This is a genomic window from Paenibacillus tianmuensis (genome assembly GCF_900100345.1).
GTDB lineage: Bacteria > Bacillota > Bacilli > Paenibacillales > NBRC-103111 > Paenibacillus_G > Paenibacillus_G tianmuensis.
Genome location: NZ_FMTT01000073.1, coordinates 1 through 18,117 on the forward strand (window position 1 = coordinate 1; position 18,117 = coordinate 18,117).

Annotated in this window: 15 protein-coding genes and 2 pseudogenes; 7 read left to right on the top strand and 10 right to left on the bottom strand. The window is 50.3% G+C overall.

Features of this window, described 5'->3' with window-relative positions; all coding sequences use genetic code 11:
* Nucleotides 1-813 (top strand): IS1634 family transposase (locus tag BLO51_RS29545; protein ID WP_425415840.1); only part of this gene is annotated, 813 nt, incomplete at its 5' end.
* Between the two features lie 491 nt (nt 814-1,304).
* Here the strand turns inward: BLO51_RS29545 and BLO51_RS27160 are convergent.
* The 6 genes from BLO51_RS27160 to BLO51_RS27185 form a co-directional block, all read right to left on the bottom strand.
* The gene (locus tag BLO51_RS27160) at nt 1,305-2,363 is read right to left on the bottom strand and encodes an NAD(P)/FAD-dependent oxidoreductase (protein ID WP_090677018.1); all 1,059 of its coding nucleotides are present in this window, start codon (nt 2,361-2,363) and stop codon (nt 1,305-1,307) included.
* 36 nt (nt 2,364-2,399) lie between these two features.
* A complete protein-coding gene (locus tag BLO51_RS27165) occupies nt 2,400-4,124 on the bottom strand; it encodes an ABC transporter ATP-binding protein (protein WP_090677021.1) in 1,725 nt (574 codons plus the stop codon).
* Nucleotides 4,121-4,951, bottom strand: coding sequence for an ABC transporter ATP-binding protein (locus BLO51_RS27170; protein ID WP_090677025.1), 831 nt, complete (start codon nt 4,949-4,951; stop codon nt 4,121-4,123). The genes BLO51_RS27165 and BLO51_RS27170 overlap by 4 nt, the downstream gene beginning before the upstream one ends.
* 9 nt (nt 4,952-4,960) lie before the next feature.
* On the bottom strand, nt 4,961-5,974 hold the full coding sequence (locus tag BLO51_RS27175; RefSeq protein ID WP_090677027.1) for a FecCD family ABC transporter permease: 1,014 nt from the start codon (nt 5,972-5,974) through the stop codon (nt 4,961-4,963).
* Nucleotides 5,971-6,996, bottom strand: coding sequence for a FecCD family ABC transporter permease (locus BLO51_RS27180; protein ID WP_090677029.1), 1,026 nt, complete (start codon nt 6,994-6,996; stop codon nt 5,971-5,973). Before BLO51_RS27180 ends, BLO51_RS27175 begins: the two co-directional genes overlap by 4 nt.
* A gap of 83 nt (nt 6,997-7,079) precedes the next feature.
* Complete coding sequence (locus tag BLO51_RS27185; RefSeq protein ID WP_090677031.1) at nt 7,080-9,044, bottom strand: AraC family transcriptional regulator; 1,965 nt, start codon at nt 9,042-9,044, stop codon at nt 7,080-7,082.
* Nucleotides 9,045-9,307: 263 nt separating this feature from the next.
* Between BLO51_RS27185 and BLO51_RS30940 the strand changes: the two are divergent.
* From BLO51_RS30940 to BLO51_RS27210, 6 genes and pseudogenes are all read left to right on the top strand, one after another.
* Nucleotides 9,308-9,784: pseudogene (locus BLO51_RS30940) on the top strand (uroporphyrinogen decarboxylase/cobalamine-independent methonine synthase family protein).
* Nucleotides 9,778-11,535, top strand: a complete 1,758-nt coding sequence (gene metE / locus BLO51_RS27190) for a 5-methyltetrahydropteroyltriglutamate--homocysteine S-methyltransferase (protein WP_281180446.1) — start codon at nt 9,778-9,780, stop codon at nt 11,533-11,535. Before BLO51_RS30940 ends, metE begins: the two are co-directional and overlap by 7 nt.
* Nucleotides 11,536-11,558: 23 nt before the next feature.
* The gene (locus BLO51_RS27195) at nt 11,559-11,897 is read left to right on the top strand and encodes a transposase (protein ID WP_167670354.1); all 339 of its coding nucleotides are present in this window, start codon (nt 11,559-11,561) and stop codon (nt 11,895-11,897) included.
* Nucleotides 11,875-12,261 carry an IS3 family transposase gene (locus tag BLO51_RS27200; protein ID WP_090677035.1) on the top strand — a complete coding sequence of 129 codons (387 nt, stop codon included), beginning with the start codon at nt 11,875-11,877 and terminating at the stop codon, nt 12,259-12,261. The genes BLO51_RS27195 and BLO51_RS27200 overlap by 23 nt, the downstream gene beginning before the upstream one ends.
* Nucleotides 12,262-13,325: 1,064 nt before the next feature.
* Nucleotides 13,326-14,435 carry a reverse transcriptase domain-containing protein gene (locus BLO51_RS31090; protein ID WP_483825085.1) on the top strand — a complete coding sequence of 370 codons (1,110 nt, stop codon included), beginning with the start codon at nt 13,326-13,328 and terminating at the stop codon, nt 14,433-14,435.
* Nucleotides 14,436-14,530: 95 nt separating this feature from the next.
* Complete coding sequence (locus BLO51_RS27210; RefSeq protein ID WP_090677038.1) at nt 14,531-14,974, top strand: IS3 family transposase; 444 nt, start codon at nt 14,531-14,533, stop codon at nt 14,972-14,974.
* 360 nt (nt 14,975-15,334) lie between these two features.
* Here the strand turns inward: BLO51_RS27210 and BLO51_RS27215 are convergent.
* From BLO51_RS27215 to BLO51_RS27230, 4 genes and pseudogenes are all read right to left on the bottom strand, one after another.
* Nucleotides 15,335-15,676 (bottom strand): annotated as a pseudogene (locus tag BLO51_RS27215) (DUF72 domain-containing protein); the annotation flags it as partial.
* A 36-nt stretch (nt 15,677-15,712) separates the two neighbouring features.
* Nucleotides 15,713-15,979, bottom strand: a complete 267-nt coding sequence (locus tag BLO51_RS27220; RefSeq protein WP_090677041.1) for a hypothetical protein — start codon at nt 15,977-15,979, stop codon at nt 15,713-15,715.
* 48 nt (nt 15,980-16,027) lie between these two features.
* Nucleotides 16,028-17,761, bottom strand: a complete 1,734-nt coding sequence (locus tag BLO51_RS27225) for a proline--tRNA ligase (protein ID WP_090677042.1) — start codon at nt 17,759-17,761, stop codon at nt 16,028-16,030.
* A 59-nt stretch (nt 17,762-17,820) separates the two neighbouring features.
* Nucleotides 17,821-18,117, bottom strand: a 297-nt coding sequence (locus BLO51_RS27230) for a transposase (protein ID WP_143007006.1), incomplete at its 5' end; no start/stop codon positions are given.

Genomic DNA, 18,117 nt, shown 5'->3' on the forward strand with positions numbered 1-18,117 from the left:
AATGCCATGTACCAGCACCATCTGAAGTTTCTGATTGGCGTGAAAGTCACACTTAAATACGTACAAGAGGAATTGGAATCGGCCAGGCCTCAACTGCAGCAATGGGAAAACTTTCATCCGGATTACAACCTGTATGCACAATCGACCACCATCACATGGAAGTATACACAGCGGCGGCCTTACAAGGGCGACGTGCTGGAGGGAGAGCGCCGGGCGTATCTGCACCTTTATTTTAACAAAGAAAAGGAAACCGAGGACGCCTACAAATTGAACCGGCTACTCGCAAAGCTGAAAGCAGAACTGGAGAGCGGAAGACGCGATCCCGAACACGAAAAGTCCTATGCCAAATATTTCGAAGTGAAATCTACGCCCAAACGCGGGACTGTTGTAAAGCCCAAACAGGAAGTCATTGATGCGGCTGTCAAGAATTATGGCTATTTCACGCTGCTCAGCAATGAGATCAAAGATCCGATCGAAGCGCTCGTCGTGTACCGAAACAAGGATTTGGTTGAAAAAGCATTCGGAAATCTGAAGGAGCGTCTGAACTTTCGTCGGATGGAGGTTTCCTCTGAACGCAGTCTGGACGGAAAGCTGTTTGTTGAATTCGTGGCACTGATCTATCTGTCGTACATCAAAAAGGTCATGCGCGAGAAAAAGCTCTTCCAGCGCTATACAATGCAAGGGCTGCTTGATGAACTGGACGTGATCGAGTGCTACGAACGGCCCGGGCAGGATTTAAAATTTGGAGAGATCACCAGACGCCAGATTGAACTTTATGAAGCGCTGGAAATCTCAGCGCCTGCCTCGTTATAATTTGACTGGGGATTTAGTTTTTAAACTGAAAGTGCCGATACTGTCCATTTTTAGGACTCGGAGGGGATCATGTGAAGCGAAATTGGGAGCTGGATGAGATAAGTCGAGCATTTTACTGACCCCAATCGAACAGCATATTCGCCATGAACTCAGCCGGTTTCACCAGATCCATGCCGCTATTCCTAAGCTGCTGTCCATTACTCAAGATATGCGATTAGATAATCTTCACCGAAAAGATAACGGGCGATTCGCATTTTTGTAATTCTTATTAAAAAGAAGATTTTAGAAAGGCCAAAGGTAGTGGGCGATCTTTTTGTATGGTTCGAACATCATGGGGACCCTGCACTCGATGCAGTAATACTATAAAGAAAGCGCTTTACTATTCAGTCTGCCCCAAATCAATTGATTTTGATTTGGGGGTTGTTTTGTGTCCGTCTCGAGCAATTGCAGGCGAAATGATTTGCTAGGCCTGAGCTAACCCGGCAGTCGGCTCAAGCATCTTCCTCGGAAACACCCAGCGCCTTGTTCTTCTCCTTGAACTTGGAGTTGTGTGAGGAGACGTAAGCCATAAATCGGGCTTCCGGTTCCATGTACAGTTTGGCGCTATTGACTGCCAGCGCCGCATCAGTAAAAGCACCAGCAATGAGCGATAGCTTGCTTGGGTATTTCGCCGAATCTCCAGCCACGAAAATACCCGGCAAATTGGTCGAAAGCTTCTCGTTGACCGTAATATTATAGGGGCCCATCTGCAGCCCCCAGTCCACGATCGGCCCAAAATCGCCGCGCAGTCCGTGGTTGACGATAACAGCGTCTACCTCGAGCCTTATCTTCTCGTCCGTCGTATGGCCCTCCTCGTTAATACGGGCAATCGATACATGCGCGATCGCATCTCCACTGTCGTTGCCCTTCAGCTCCGTCACTGTGTAAGGCGTATGTACGCGCACCGACGATTCCTTCATCCGCCGCACGTTTCTCTCATGCCCTCCGAATTGTTCACGGCGATGAACGACCGTTACACCGGCGGCAATCGGCTCTAGTTCGTTGGCCCAGTCGACCGCGGAGTCTCCGCCTCCGGAAAGTAGCACTCTTTTGTCGCGAAACTCTTCAAGGTCCTGCACGGTATAATGCAGATTGGTGACTTCATAGCGATCAGCGCCCTCTATTTCCAGCTTCGCCATCTTCAACACGCCTCGCCCCAAAGTCAACACGACTGTCCGCGTATGATGCCTTTCCCCGGTTGCGGCGGTGAGTATCATAGTTCCGTCATCAAGTCGCTCCAATCCGACAATTTGTTGCCCCAACACGATCGTTGGATCGAATGTATAGCTTTGCCGGATGATTTGCTGCATCAACTGCTCGCACCGAATGGGCGGCACCCCGCCCACATCCCAGATCATCTTCTCCGGATAAAGCAACATCCTGCCACCCAGTTCTTCCTTCGCCTCGATTAGCTTGGTCTTCATATCTCGCATCCCGCTATAAAACGCCGCGTATAGCCCTGCCGGGCCACCGCCAATAATCGTGAGATCATACAGTTCACTCATCTTCATTCCAGCCTTTCATTTCATTTTTCTGCAATATCCCCATCAGGAATCCTGTGTCGCATACAAACGCGCATATATGCCGCCGCGGCGAAGCAATTCATCATGTGTGCCCATCTCGGCAATGCCCGTTCCCTCCAAGACAACAATCTGGTCGGCATGCCGAATCGTCGATAGCCGATGTGCAATCACCAGCGTGGTGCGATCTTGCGAAATCTCATCAAGTGCCGCCTGAATGTCCAGCTCCGTCTTCGTATCAAGCGCTGAAGTCGCTTCATCAAGAATTAAGATGGGCGCATTGCGCAAAATCGCCCGCGCAATCGATAACCGCTGCTTCTGCCCACCTGACAACCGCACACCGCGTTCGCCAATCACCGTATCATAGCCCTTTTCCATTTGTTCAATAAATCCATGAGCTTTGGCTGCCTTCGCTGCGGCGATTACATCTTCCTGTGTCGCGTCTTTCCACCCATAAGCGATGTTGTCATACACCGAACCGTCAAACAGAAACGTATCTTGCAGCACCATCGAAATATTGTCACGCAAGCTAGCTAGCGTGACATCGCGAATATCGATGCCATCCACTTGAATTAAGCCTGCTTGTGGGTCGTAAAAACGGTTGACCAAACTGGCTAACGTCGACTTCCCCACGCCCGTTGTGCCTACTAGCGCCACCGTCCGTCCAGATTCAATTGTCAGGTTTAGCTTCTCCAATACAGGTACGCCATCCTGGTAGGCAAACGTTACATCTCGAAAATCAATCCGTCCCTCTACTCGTGGCAATATAACGGCGTTACGTCTCTCCTCTACGTCTTCCTCCTCTTCCAATACATCAAACACCCGTTTCAGACCCGCCGCTGCACGACCAGCCATTTCCACCAGACTGGAGAATGATTTAACGGGGTTATAAAACATTCCCAAGTAGGCAATGAATCCGACAATATCTGCAATACTCACTTCGCCTGTTGCTAACAATCTTCCTCCAATAATAACGACAAACACCGTTCCGAGGGCGGTCACACATGCAAGCAGCGGTACTGAAGTCTCATAGTGTAGGCTGGCACGCAGATACGTTTTCGTATGATTAAGCGCCAGACGGGAAACGCGGGTCTTTTCCTCCTGCTGCCGATTGAATACTTGAATTTCCTTAATCCCGGACAAGTTTTCCTGCACCTTGCCTGCGATCTCACCTCGAGCCTTAGAGTTTTCTCTCCACATCGGCGAGAGCTTTTTACTCTGCCAGATGGTGATCGCCAATAGCATCGGAATCGTAATCAAACTGATAAGCGCCAGCTTCACATTGATTGTGAGCAGCAAGATCCCTACCCCGACAAACGTCAGTACATTGATCATAAAATCGGGGATCACATGGGCAATGAAAATCTCCGCCTCCATCGCGTCATTCACCACTCGCCCAGTCAGATCGCCTGTACGGCTTCGATTAAAATAATGCAGACTCATCTGCTGATACTTGCCGTACAACTTCGTTCGCAAATCCGCCACATAGTGAAGAGCTGCATAATGGTTCATATAGCCAGCCAATGAAGACCCAATCGCTTGTAGCACAGTGGCTCCGAGCAGCAACAAACCAATCTTCAACGCTTCTGCGGCAAAATTGATACTGCCTTCTGTGGCCAATTGCGTCAGGGAGCGCAGTGCCCATGGCAAATAAAACCCGGCCAACGTGGCGATCACTACACCTGCAAATCCGAGCCCTAACTGCAGCCAATGTTTTCGTGCGCCAACTAAGGTGCGCCATGCCGTTTTCATGTCGCAACCGCCTCCTGCGCCTCCTGCTGTTCTTGGTTTCGTTCACGCAATAGCTGATAGGTGACATACACCGGACGCCCTGTTCGCGGCTCCAGCATAATATCTGCATCGATGGCAAACACCTCGCGCAGCGTCTGCGCCGTCATCACTCGCTCAGGCGAGCCATGCTCCACCACCTGCCCTCTGCGAATCGCCACCATATAGTCGGAGAAACGCGCCGCGAGATTCAGATCATGCAGCACCATCACAATCGTCACCTGCTGACTGCGATTAAGCTTATATAACAGTTCCAGGACTTCCAGTTGATGCGCCAAATCCAGATACGTCGTCGGTTCGTCAAGCAGGATCAAATCAGTCTGCTGCGCTAGCGCCATCGCAATCCACACCCGCTGACGCTGCCCGCCAGAGAGCGTATCGACTTCGCGATGCTCAAACTCAGTTAACTGTGTCACCGACAGCGCCCATGCGACAATTTGTTTATCTTCCTTGGAAAGTTTACCAAAGCCGCGTTGATGAGGAAAACGTCCATAGGCGACCAATTGCCCGACAGTCAGACCGCTCGGAGCCGTTGGTGTCTGCGGCAGGATCGCCATCTGTTTAGCGACCTCTTTCGTCGGTAGTGTGCGAATATCTGCTCCGTTAAGATAGACAGTGCCATTATTCGTTTTGAGCAATCTTCCGAACGCCTTCAGTACCGTTGACTTTCCACAGCCGTTCGATCCGATAATCGACGTAATCTGTCCGCGAGGAATTTGCAAGTCCAGTTCTTTCACAATGAGTGTGTCATCATATGCAATATCGATTTGTTTAGCTGTAATACATTCCATGTCTGCCTCCTAATTTGCCTTAGCTAATAAATATAGAAAGTACGGAACGCTAATGACCGTAATGACAATCCCTGTCGGTACATCCCCGCCCAGACTGAGGGTATGAGTTATTATATCGGCCAGCACCACGATCAGTCCTCCCGCTAGGCTAGCAGTTGGAACTAGTAATTTATGATCAGGACCAACCAGCTTCCGCGCCATATGGGGAGCGATCAAACCGATGAAGAAGAAGCTGCCGCCTACGGCTACGCTGCCTGAAGAAAGCGCAACGGCTGCGATTGACAACCCAAGGAATTCCGGTTTTACTGCAAGCCCCAATCCTTCGGCAGTCTGATTGCCCAGATGAAGTGTGTTCAGCATACGAGCTTTATAAAAGATATAGCCAAGCAGCACCAGTACCCAAGGGGCTAACACTGAAATATAGCTCCAGTCATCGCCCCACAGGCTGCCCGCCAGCCAGCGTAGCATAAAGTCCATCTGCGAATCGTCTAATTTGAGCGTCAAAAAGGTGGTCAACGCACCATACCCGCTGCCGAGTGCCACGCCAGTCAAGATCAAGCCAATCGGTGAGATTTCCCGCCCACGGCGATATGACAGCAGGAATATCAGACCTGCTGCCATCATGCCGCCGACAAAGGCAAGCAAAGGCAAGGCAATAAAGGAACTGGTTCCCAATGAAGCGAAATACACCACGAAGATCAGTACGAACAAGCCCGAACCCGAGCTAATTCCAAGCGTCCCGGGACTGGCCATATCATTGCGCAGCAAACTCTGCATCACCACTCCCGCCGCTCCCATACCCAGTCCGACCAAAATGGATAGCACGATGCGCGGGAGGCGAAAATCAAATACGATCAGGTTTTGCTTGGCTGTGCCTTTGCCAAGCAGAACGTTCCATACTTCTAATGGGGAAAGATTCATCTTACCGGAATTCACACTGATCACCGCAAAAAGAACAATAAGAAACAGTAAAATCCCAATCACTGCTATTCCCCGCTTCACCGTGTAACGCTGCTTGGTCACTCGAGTTCCCTCCTTTGCTTGCGAGCCAGGAAGAGGAAATATGGCACACCGATGATGGAGAAAATGATGCCGAGTGGTGTCTCGAATGGCTTGTTGATCAAGCGCCCGACCAAGTCGGCCGAGACTGTGAACAGCGCCCCATAGACAGCCGTCGCCGGAATAATGTAGCGATAATCGACGCCGACCAGATAGCGGACGATATGCGGTGTAATCAGCCCGACAAAACCGACCGGGCCCACCACAACGACTGCCAGCCCAGTCAGTACAAATACAATGACAGTAGATAAGCCTTTAACCAGTCCGCTTCGAATGCCGAGTCCGCCCGCTACATCCTCGCCCAAGCTCAGCATCGTCACCGAAGGAGACAGTGCTAACGCCAGCAACACACCACCGACAAACAAAGGCGCAACGACTAGCAGTTCACCCAACTTAGCTCCGGCTGTACTACCCGCCGTCCAGTAGGCCAGTGCTCTCCCCAAGTTGTAATTGATCGCCAGATACTGACTGAGCGCTCCGAACAGCATGGAGATCGATAGACCTGCCAGCACAAGTCGCTGGGGCGTCATGCCCCGTTTGCCCAGTGAAGCAATAAAATAAGTCATACCTGTCGCTAAAGCTGCTCCCAGACAAGCAAATAGCATCATTTGCCCATACGTATAACTCGGCAAAAAGGCCAAACAAAGCGCAATCGCAAACGCCGCACCAGAACTGATGCCCATCAGTCCTGAGTCCGCCAATGGATTTCGCGTCGTTCCTTGCATAATCGCGCCGCAGACTGCAAGACTACAGCCGACCACTAAATCGGCTACGGTGCGGGGCAGACGTAAGGTCTGAATAATTTGGTGTTCGGTGAGCATTGGATCAAAGTGAAATATTGCCTCCCATGCGGTCGCTAACCGCATGTCAGCGGCGCCAAAGGAAATCGACGCCGCTGACATGAGAACCGTTAATCCAAGCCCTATCGCCATATAAAATGTAAAGTTCAACGTATTTAGACGTTTTAGGGCAGGCCTTTTTTTCATAGTCCTTCCTTCCCATTCTTTAAGTAGACTGAGTAATCTGATCTGCATAGCTGGATGTAGTCCATTAAAAAATGAACACTTAATTATCGAACAAGATTCATAAATTGCTGATGGTAAAAATCCAAAACCTTGTCCATGACATAAAGTGATTTTCTATCATATTCCTTTGAATAAGTGATGAGATTATTATTTTTAACAGCCTCGACATTGTTCCAAATTGCATTTTTGCTAGCCTTCACTAACAAAGAATCGTCGCCATTTCCAATCTCTAAATAATCGGCTTTTAAATAATCAGGGGCGGCTTCCCAAGAAAATTGTCTGAATCCTTTACCTGTATCCACTATTTCTTTTTTGATGATAGCAGGCAGCTTGAACCCTAGAAGTCCATATAAGATTTGTCCGCCAAACCCCCAATCATCGCCATAAATAAACGGGCCATCATCATTATAAAACACAATGGCCATTGTTTTCCCATAAATACCCTTATTTTTAAAATCTTGAACGTACTTATCTACTTTTGCATAAAACGAATCTAAAGCTTTTTGTGCTGCGTCCTCTACACCAAATACCTGCCCGAATAACAACATCCGGTCCTCAAGAGAAGTATCATAGGGAACGAGGATCGTAGTTGCAATATTCTTCAGCTTTTCATATTGTTCTTCAGTTCTAGTAATAATCAGATCTGGGTCGACAGCCATAATTTCTTCCGGGTCCTCAAACATGGACATTTGAGTGCCGCTCAATGCGTCCTTCGCAGCCCCCAATTTAGCATCGTTACTAATAGCGGGGATAATGCCAAGTGCCAATAAGTCACCTGCCCATGTATGGACTGCTACTCTTTTAATACTCGCTGGTACTTCCACATCACCCTTGATAGTTTTAACAACCCGTTTCTGGGTTTGGGCTGGATTTTCCGCCCCCGTTGTACTTTCATGAACTTGTTGCGTCTGAATCGGCTTCTGATTCGCTCTTCCTTCATTATTCACTGACGTACTCGATGTACACGCCGACAACAGCAACAACAAGCTCATTGCTGCGGTCAATATCATTTGCTTGCTTCTGGTTTGCCCAAACACGGTTAACTCCCCGCCTCTTTGAATTTTGGCTAGATGTTCTGGCCCTTTCCCATTGTAATGATGATGATAATCATTATCAATATCATAAACGTCCAAATTAGGCATCATTTTTAACCGATATTCGCTTGGCGTCATCAGAACGTTCTTTTTAAACATTCTTTGCATATTTAATTCATCTCCAAAACCGCACCCCATCGCAATTTCTTGAATCGTAGCATTTGTGTTTTCCAAATGTCGCTTAGCCGCCTCCAACCGTCTTTCATTCAGATATTCCTGGAAATTTTTACGTTCGCGCTGCTTGAACAATCTGACCAATTGGCTTCTGCTGACGGGCAGCATTTCGATGATCGATTGAATGGAAACGGGTTCCATATAGTGTTGATCCAGATATCGTTTAACCGAATCAACAAAATCCGGCTCAACTAAGCTAACCAATCCCTTGTCAAATTCCTCGTAAACACGATGGGCTATTTGGTAGAGAATACTCTTCGCGTAAAACTGATGTATAGCGGATTTCGCATTCCATCTTTCATGCATACACTGAAACTTCTCCATGTAGTAAAGCGGATTTTCTGGTGAAAACCCGAACAGGTGTATAAATGGATTCACCTGTTCCAACAAACGTTGAATGTCCCTTCTGTAGAACGGTGTGGACTCCGCTTTATATAGCACCATATAGGTTTCCAAGCCAGTGTCGATTGGATAAATCGATAGTTCAGTTCCCTTTCCCCCATGAAAAATCCCAAATCTCCCAGACTGATAAGAAACATGATTGAGTGTTACACTCGCTGATCCTCCCTGGGTGTATATAAACATGCTAGTTGGCAACCTGTATTTTTGCAGCGGTTTATCGGGGTGAAACACTTGATTACGTACATCCATAAGTGATATCGAAGAGCGTGCCCACAATCGAGCTGCTACCTCAACCATCTCTTGCGTAAAATAATGAGTTACATTACTTTCTTTAAACAACTGTGTTCACTCCTTCACTAAAGCACTGTATACAGGGTAATCCAAATGAGTATGATTATCAATATCAATGATAAAAGTAACCGTAAAATAACCCCCACATGTATGAAGCAGCCAGGAGTAATTTGAATCAATATATTGATTGGACAAGATTTTCGATCAGATCATAGAAAAAAACTATGTCTCCACATAGTTTATTAGTGTTACCCAATAGCACTTCCGCGCTCTATACTGAAACCAACAATTCATGTAAGGAGCTGTTGCAATTGAAAACATCCATCATTGGTTATCCACGAGTCGGCGCACTAAGAGAGCTTAAATTCGCATCCGAACGATACTTCAAAGGCAAGGGTTCGGTCGAAGAACTGCAGCAAACCGCGACGGAGCTGAGAGCCGCGAATTGGAAGCTTCAGCAGAAGAACGGCGTCGATTACATTCCGTCCAACGATTTTTCCTTCTACGACGGACTGCTTGATGCGGCATGCTTGCTTGGGATCGTTCCGCAAAGATACCAAGCGCTCGGCCTAAGCCCGCTTGAAACGTATTTCGCGATGGCCAGAGGCTATCAAGGCGAACACGGCGACGTTAAAGCGCTGGCAATGAAAAAATGATTTAATACGAACTATCACTACATGGTACCCGAAATCGACGATGCGACTCATATTCGCTTAGCCGGAACGAAGCTGTTTGACGAATTTACAGAGGCCAAGCAGCTCGGCATCGCGACCAAGCCTCTATGCTGACCGGTGCCTTCACCTTGCTCAAGCTTGCGAAATTTACCGGCACAAAGAAAGCGAAAGATTTCGTTCCTGCGGTTGTCGAAGCTTATTCCGCTGTCCTGAACCAGTTGAACTCACTTGGCGCCGAATGGCTTCAATTGGATGAGCCTGCATTGGTTACAGACTTGTCTGCTGAGGATATCGCGCTGTTCAACGAGCTGTATTCACGAATCCTATCCGCCAAAGGCAGCGTGAAGGTGCTCGTGCAAACTTATTTCGGAGACATTCGCGACTGTTATCAAGCGCTTCAAGCTCTTCCTTTCGACGGAATTGGCATCGACTTCGTTGAAGGCAAACAGTCTTTAGACCTCCTGCGTCAACATGGATTCGCAAACGACAAGGTGCTGTTCGCCGGCGTAATCAACGGCAAGAACATCTGGAAAAACCAATATAAACAGACGATTGCCCTCGTTCGCGAAATCAGCAAGCTAGCTAGCCAGATCGTGCTTGGCACTTCCTGCTCGCTGCTTCATGTTCCTTACACACTGAAGCACGAAACGAAATTAACTGCAACGAATAAGCAATATTTCGCGTTCGCGGAAGAAAAGCTGCAAGAGCTTGCGGAGCTCAAATCGATCCTGGCGCAAGCCGACCCTCAAACCTCCGCTCTCTATACGGAGAACGAGAAGCTGTTCAACACGTCACGCTTAACGAACGCCAATGCGGTGCAGAACAGAGTGGCGGCATTGACGGATGCCGACTTCACAAGACTGCCTGCTTTCGCCGATCGGGAAGCAATTCAGAAAGCCAAATTCAACTTGCCGCCTCTGCCTACGACGACGATCGGCTCATTCCCGCAAACGGCCGACGTACGGGCGAACCGCGCAGCCTTCAAGAAAGGCTCCATCACCGAGGAGCAATACAAGCAATTCAACTTCGACAAAATCGCGGGATGCATCGCGCAGCAGGAAGAGATCGGCATCGATGTGCTCGTTCACGGCGGATACGAACGCAACGACATGGTCGAATATTTCGGCGAATGCTTAGACGGCTTCATTTTCACGGAGAACGCATGGGTGCAGTCTTACGGAACGCGTTGCGTAAAACCGCCGATCGTATGGGGCGATATTAGCCGCAGCAAGCCGATCACCGTTGAATACTCGGCCTATGCGAAGAGCCTTACCCATAAGCCTGTCAAAGGCATGCTGACAGGTCCGGTAACGATTCTGAACTGGTCTTTCCCTCGCGAAGATATCAGCCTGAAGGACAGCGCCCTGCAGATCGGACTTGCGATCCGCGACGAGGTACTGGATCTGGAAGCCAACGGAATCGAGATCATCCAGATCGACGAGGCCGTATTGAGAGAGAAGCTGCCGCTGCGTCATTCGGACTGGCAAAGCGAGTACTTGAGCTGGGCGATCCCGGCATTCAGGCTGGTGCACAGCGCCGTCAAAGCCGAGACACAAATTCATACCCACATGTGCTACAGCCAGTTCAGCGATATCATTCGCGATATCGATGCGATGGACGCCGACGTGATCACATTCGAAGCATCGCGTTCGGACCTGGCCATTATCGACTCGATCAACGAATGCGGCTTTCAGACGGAAGTCGGCCCAGGCGTATACGACATCCATTCGCCTCGAATCCCTAGCGTGGATGAAATCAAGCAGGGGCTTGGCCGCATGCTGGGTAAGCTCGATGCCGAGAAGCTTTGGGTCAATCCCGATTGCGGGCTGAAGTATAATGGACCCAAACGCTTGACACACAAATGAAAAAAATAAGCTACAATAGAGCTATGGAAAAGAGACGAAGATACACCCCAGATGAGAAAGCGAAAATCGTATTAGAAATGTTGCGGGAGGAGCGGACGGTAGCGGAGATCGCTGCTGAACACGAGATCCACCCTACACAGTTACATAAATGGAAAGCAGAAGCACTGGATAATTTGGCCTCCTTATTTACAAGGGGGGCTAGTGAGACTGAAAAGATGAGAAAGCAGTATGAGAAGGAAAAAGAACAACTTACCCAACAGATAGGTCAGCTGAGCATCGAGCTCAACTGGCTCAAAAAAAAATCTGACGAACTCGACAAGCGCCGAAGAGCGAAAAGAGATGATGGACCGACACGACGGTGAGCTTAGTGTGAAACGGCAGTCAGAGCTGCTTGAGGTCAGCCGTACAAGCTTTTACTATGTGCCTGTGGATAAGGATGACGAAGATATTCCCATCATGCATAAGATCGATGAGATCTACACACGTTGGCCACATTATGGGCATCGTCGTATCCGTCATGTACTCCAGGGTGAAGGATTCGTTATCAGTAAGAAAAAGGTCTGTAAGCTTATGCTGCGTATGGGATTAGCGGGGCTGTGCCCTGGTCCCAATCTTAGTAAGCGAAACCACAAGGAGGCTGTACACCCTTACCTACTGCGTGGCGTCAAAGCGGCTTATCCCAATCACATCTGGGGTATCGACATCACGTATAGTACGCCCAGCTAACAAGTTCCCGCAATGGGACAAGTTACTTGAGCATGTTTGGAATACATGTCGAGTTTTTTTTTACTGACATGTCCTTCCTCTGCTGTGAGAGGAAGTGAGTCGAAGCGGCGGTGACTTGCCGACACTGGCAAGGTGACGTAGTCCGTGGGAAACGGGGCTTGCGGCGAAGCGATTACGCCAAGATGAGTCTCTAGGCTGAGCATGGGAAGGCCGAGGAACACGAACCTATTAAACCGCATCTGAGGGTTGAAATGTCACCCCTGCCTACATCGCTTAACAGGCAGGTCGCGGACTGAAAATCCGTTAACCGAACTGATGGATTTCACGAAGGCCAATCAAATATGTATGTTGAATGGCCAGGAATCGCGAAGAGTGCACAGCTAGAGCGTGATGTCCGCGACGACTTGCAGAAAGCAAGGATAAAGACTGCGATAGGCAGCCTAACCTATGTGTAGAGTCCAACATGTGAACTGGGGAAAGTCTGCATAGATGCTAAGGGAGTGTGACCCCGATGATGTGCAGGCCGACGGAGCCTCCGTAGTAGTCCGAGGCCGGGAAAGCCGGTCACATGGCGAAGGGAGGTAGTTTAAGTGGTTTGCTTGGCTCATTAACTGACTCTAGTGAGGTGAAGACCTTTGATAATCAGTGAAATGCAAAGCAAACTGGCGACTTGGTCAACAGGAAATAAGGAACGTAAGTTTGACCGACTAATCAGACTCATTGCTGACAGGTCTTGGCTAAGTGAAGCTGCTCGCATCACTCTCGCTTCAAGCGGAGCTCGAACACCGGGCGTGGATGGCATAGACAGGCGTAAGATGGAAGAAAAGCTCGATCTAGAACTAGAATTTGTTACGCCATGAGCTGTTGAGCGGAAGTTACTTTCCGCAACCTGCCCGACGAGTATACATTCCCAAAGTGAATGGCAAACTCAGACCGCTAGGTATCCCGTGCCTTCGAGATCGTATCGTGCAAAGGGCGATGCTGATGGCAATGGAACCGATATGGGAAAGTGATTTTCATCCAGTATCCTATGGTTTCAGACGGCGCGAAGCGTCCATCATGCAATTCGAACTGTCAAAATGCAATTACAAGATGGAAACGAACAAACGAACGCAACTGCGGGTCGTTGGGTCATTGAAGGTGACTTGGCGAGTTACTTCGATACCGTACACCATCGACTGCTAATGAAGGCTGTCCGTAAACGTATCTCTGACCAGAGATTCCTCTCCCTGCTGTGGAAGATGATCAAGGCAGGATGCGTAGACCGTGGTTTATTTCGTGCCTCAAGCGAGGGAGTTCCGCAGGGCGGTGTCATCTCACCACTACTGTCCAATATTATGTTACACGAATTCGATCAATGGATGGAAGCGAATTTTCTGAGTAAGAAGGTACGGAAAGATCGCTGGGCATGGAACTTCGGCATTCTGAACCAGCGCCCTATCGCGATACGTGAAAATCGGCAGTGGAAACCAGCTATTTCGTACTGCCGCTATGCGGATGATTTTGTGGTGATTGTTAAGGGAACCAAGGCACATGCAGAAGAAGTACGTGAAGCATGTCGTGAGTTTCTCGAAGATAAGTTGAAACTTACGCTCAATATGCAGAAAACGCATATCACGCACGTCAATGATGGTTTTGTCTTCCTCGGACATCGGATCATTCGCAAACGTGGGGCTCGGGGACGAATGCGTCCTGTATCGTCCATTTCATGGGAGAAATACCGTCGCTTTACTGAGAAATTAGTCAAGCAACTGTCTGGGGATTACGGCATGAACGCTATGGATTTGGTTGAAAGCCTGAACCGACAATTTGCAGGATGGGCAAACTTTTATCAATACACAGACCATACAGCGACAATATACGGTAAAGTGGACCGCACAGTATTCTGGAAACTCGGCTACTGGCTGGCAAGAAAGTACAAGCGCGGCTTTCGAGCATTGATGCGAGATTATGTCCGCTCACCAGAAAAGGGAAAGGCTAAAATCTGGGTACTACAGGGCCAGAACAGTCGCGGATTCTATGGAGAACTAGTGTCGAGAAGGTTGATCACTAGCCGTAAAGGCTGGTTCACATGGCGAAACCCGACCGAAAATCCATATATCCTACGTTCAGACAAACGCCGGACTATTGAATCCTATTATGATGAAGTCGCCTTTGCTATGAGCAACACTTAAATGGAGAGCCGGATGCGCTGAGAGGTGCATGTCCGGTTCGGGAAGGAGAAACGGGGAGATAGTTCGACTACGCCCCGTCTCTTACTTCACTTCGCATGCAAGGCAGCTTTATGTACCTGGTCGCTATCATCGATTGGTACTCCCGGTATATCGTGAGTTGGGAACTCTCTCAGAGCTTGGAACGCTCTTTTGTACTAAGGGCGATGAACAAGGCGTTTCATAAAGCTAAGCCTACCATACTGAACAGTGATCAGGGCAGTCATTTTACAAGCAGTGACTACATTCGGCTGCTTAAAAAGAAAGAAATTGCAATTAGCATGGATGGCAAAGGAAGAGCCACGGACAACGCCATTACGGAGCGATTCTTCCGTAATCTAAAGTGGGAGAAGCTCTATTACCACACCTACACAACGCCTAAAGAGGTCTTTAAAGACGTTCGGGCGTACATCGATGAATACAATAGCACCCGTCCACATCAGTCACTTGATTATGCAACACCCGCCGAATTTTATGCCCACAAGATGGCACAGGTCGGTTAAGTTTGAGCTGCGCACAAACCTATTAACGAGGAGGATATGAGTAGCTTAACTTTTCATAGAAAGTGTCTTGACAACGGGGTCCACTACAGTACTATAAATCTGTCATCAACTCTAATCCATAATAGTGTGGAATTCTTGAGTATCTTCTTCTTTTAATACAAGAAAATAAGATTAAACATTGGAAATCTTAAATATAGGAAGCTCCAAATTACTCTTCAATTATGTACAACTACAGTGCCAATACATTCATTAATGTACGTCGATTAAATTATGTACACTAAAAAAAAGTTCGAATCCCCTATGTAAATCAATAGATTATATAAAAATCCAATTTATGTACAGAGATTTTTATATAGATTCAGGCGGGTACTGGAACAGCACCGCCTTCAGCTTGCCCGCCTCCCGCAGCGGCTCGACCGATTCGCGGAACGCTTGAAACATGTGGTCCGCATCCTCGAAAGGATTGTTCCCGCGCGAATGCCCGGTCATGCCTTGGTAGGCTTTGACCACGAACGCGAAGCCGTCCGGCGTGTCCCCGGCCCACCGCTCGAAGTTGGCGGGCGACTGCACCGCATAGAACGAGCTGTCCACCTCGACGAGCGAAAAGTACCGACTGTACGCCTTCAGCTTATCGCGGGCCGGGAGGCTCCGCTCATATAAGTCGCTATGGTCGCCCCACCCGGCCAAGCCGATTCGGACCATGAACGTGTGCCTCCTTGCCTTGTTGCGCCGTACGGCTTACCCCATTTCCGACATAATAACCGAAATGACGATACCTGCCGCAGCAATCCAAAACACCTTCGATTTGAAATATCTTTTCACCACGGTATCCTGTCGTTTGAATACTTTACCAGGGTCTTGCTGCATCTGCAAATCCGTAGCGTAGTGCGCTTCCGCGGAGCCTCCGTTATAAGTAAATCCGCGCCCTCCTCCGCCCACGAATACAAAATTCACAATAAGCGTCAGCAATGAGGCGATAAACAAATAGTCCGCAACGGTGTGCATTTGAATTCCTCCTCGGCATCCTGATTTTTGTACAGCCATCCATCACTTCTACTTAGCGTCTCCGGAAGCCGCAGGCCTCACCAGCTCCAGCACCCGCTTCACCGCTTCCTCCACGGTAAGCTGCTCCGCCTCCGGGGCTTGGCGCTCCTTGTACTCGACCACCCGTTCGCCTGCTCTCTTGCCGATGACGAGGCGGATCGGGAGGCCGATCAGATCGGCGTCCTTGAACTTGACGCCCGGCCGCTCCTCGCGGTCGTCCAGCAGCACCTCGATGCCCAGCGCCTGCAGCCGCTCGTACAGCTCCTCCGCCAACTCCCGCTGGGCGTCGTCCGTCACGGCTACCGGAAGGATATGCACGTGAAACGGCGCCAGAGATAGCGGCCAGACGATGCCCTGCTCGTCGTGGTGCTGCTCCAGAACCGCGGACAACAGGCGGGAGACGCCGATGCCGTAGCAGCCCATAATGATGTCCTGCTCCGTGCCGGAGACACCCGTCACCCTCGCGCCCAGCGCTGTGCTGTATTTCGTGCCGAGCTTGAACACGTGACCGACTTCAATCCCCCGGTGCAGCGTCAACGGTTCGCCGCAGCGCGCGCAGCGGTCGCCGAGCCGCACCTCGCGGAAATCTCCCGTATGCGCCAGCGAGAAATCCCGGCCCGGCCGGACATGACGGTAGTGGTAATCCCGCTCGTTCGCGCCAGCAATGCCCTCGCCCAAGGCGGCGGCCTCGCGGTCGACCAGCAGTGGCACGTTCAGCCCGACCGGTCCGGCAAAACCGACCGACGCGCCGGTAACGGACTGCACCGTATCGGCATCGGCCAGCTCAAGCTGGTCCGCCCCTAAATACCGCTGTACCTTTAATTCGTTCACTTCGTCGGCGCCCCGCATCATGACGGCCACCGGCTTCCCGTCCGCCACATACAGCAGCGTCTTCATCAGACGCGAAGCCTCCGGTCCGAGCAGTTCGGTCAGCTGCGCAATCGTGCGGATGTCCGGCGTATGCCATCGCTCCAGCGGCGGCGCGGCTTCCCCATCCGCCGCAGCTTGCGCCTGCTGTGCGGCTGCCGCTTCCGCCTTCTCCAGATTGGCTGCGTAGCCGCAGCTGTCGCAGGCGACGACCGTGTCCTCCCCGATCTCCGCCAGCGCCATGAATTCGTGCGTCTCGCCCTCGCCGCCGATCGCGCCCGCATCCGCTTCCACCGCCCGGTAATTCAGCCCGCAGCGGGTGAAGATCCGGTGATACGCCTCGTACATCGCCCGGTAGGTCGCGTCCAGTCCTTCCCAGTCCGTGTCGAACGAATACGCGTCCTTCATCAGAAATTCCCGCCCGCGCAGCAGGCCGTACCTCGGACGCCGCTCGTCGCGGAACTTCGTCTGAATCTGGTATACCGTCAGCGGCAGCTTGCGGTACGAGCTGATCTCGTCCCGGACGAGTGCCGTAACGACCTCCTCGTGCGTCGGCCCAAGCGCGAATTCCCGGTCGTGCCGATCACGCAGCCGGACGAGCTCCGGTCCGTATACGTCGTACCGGCCGGACTCCCGCCACAGCTCGGCAGGCTGCATGGCCGGCAGCAGCACCTCCTGCGCGCCGACCCGGTCCATCTCCTCCCGGACGATCGTCTCGGCCTTGCGGAGCGCGCGGCGGCCAAGCGGCAAATATGTGTACACCCCCGCCGCAAGCGACCGGATCAATCCGGCCCGCAGCATCAGCCGGTGGCTGGCCGCTTCGGCATCCGACGGGACTTCCCGCAGAGTAGGCATGAGCAGATTTTGTTGTCGCATAGGAATCCCTCCAAGTTCGGATATAAAAAAATTTGAATATCAAGTTAGCTCCGCTTGGCTTATTCGGTCAAATCGCCGTAGGTGACGGTATCAGTGGAAACACAAGCAGCCAGCAGGCGATTAAACATCTGACCTTCAAACTGCCGACGATTGGTGCGAAAGCAGAATTCGTTCAAATAGGATTGCAGATGTTTGGAATCTAAACCGTGAAACGTACCGGCGATAAAGGCTTTCGCGTTGGAAATCATCGTATGCAGCCATTTCAAATGATCAGGATTGTCCTTTACATTGAACCTGATCGGTTGGTGGTTATATTCTTTAGCGAGTGCATGGTACGAACGATGCGCGTCGCTACT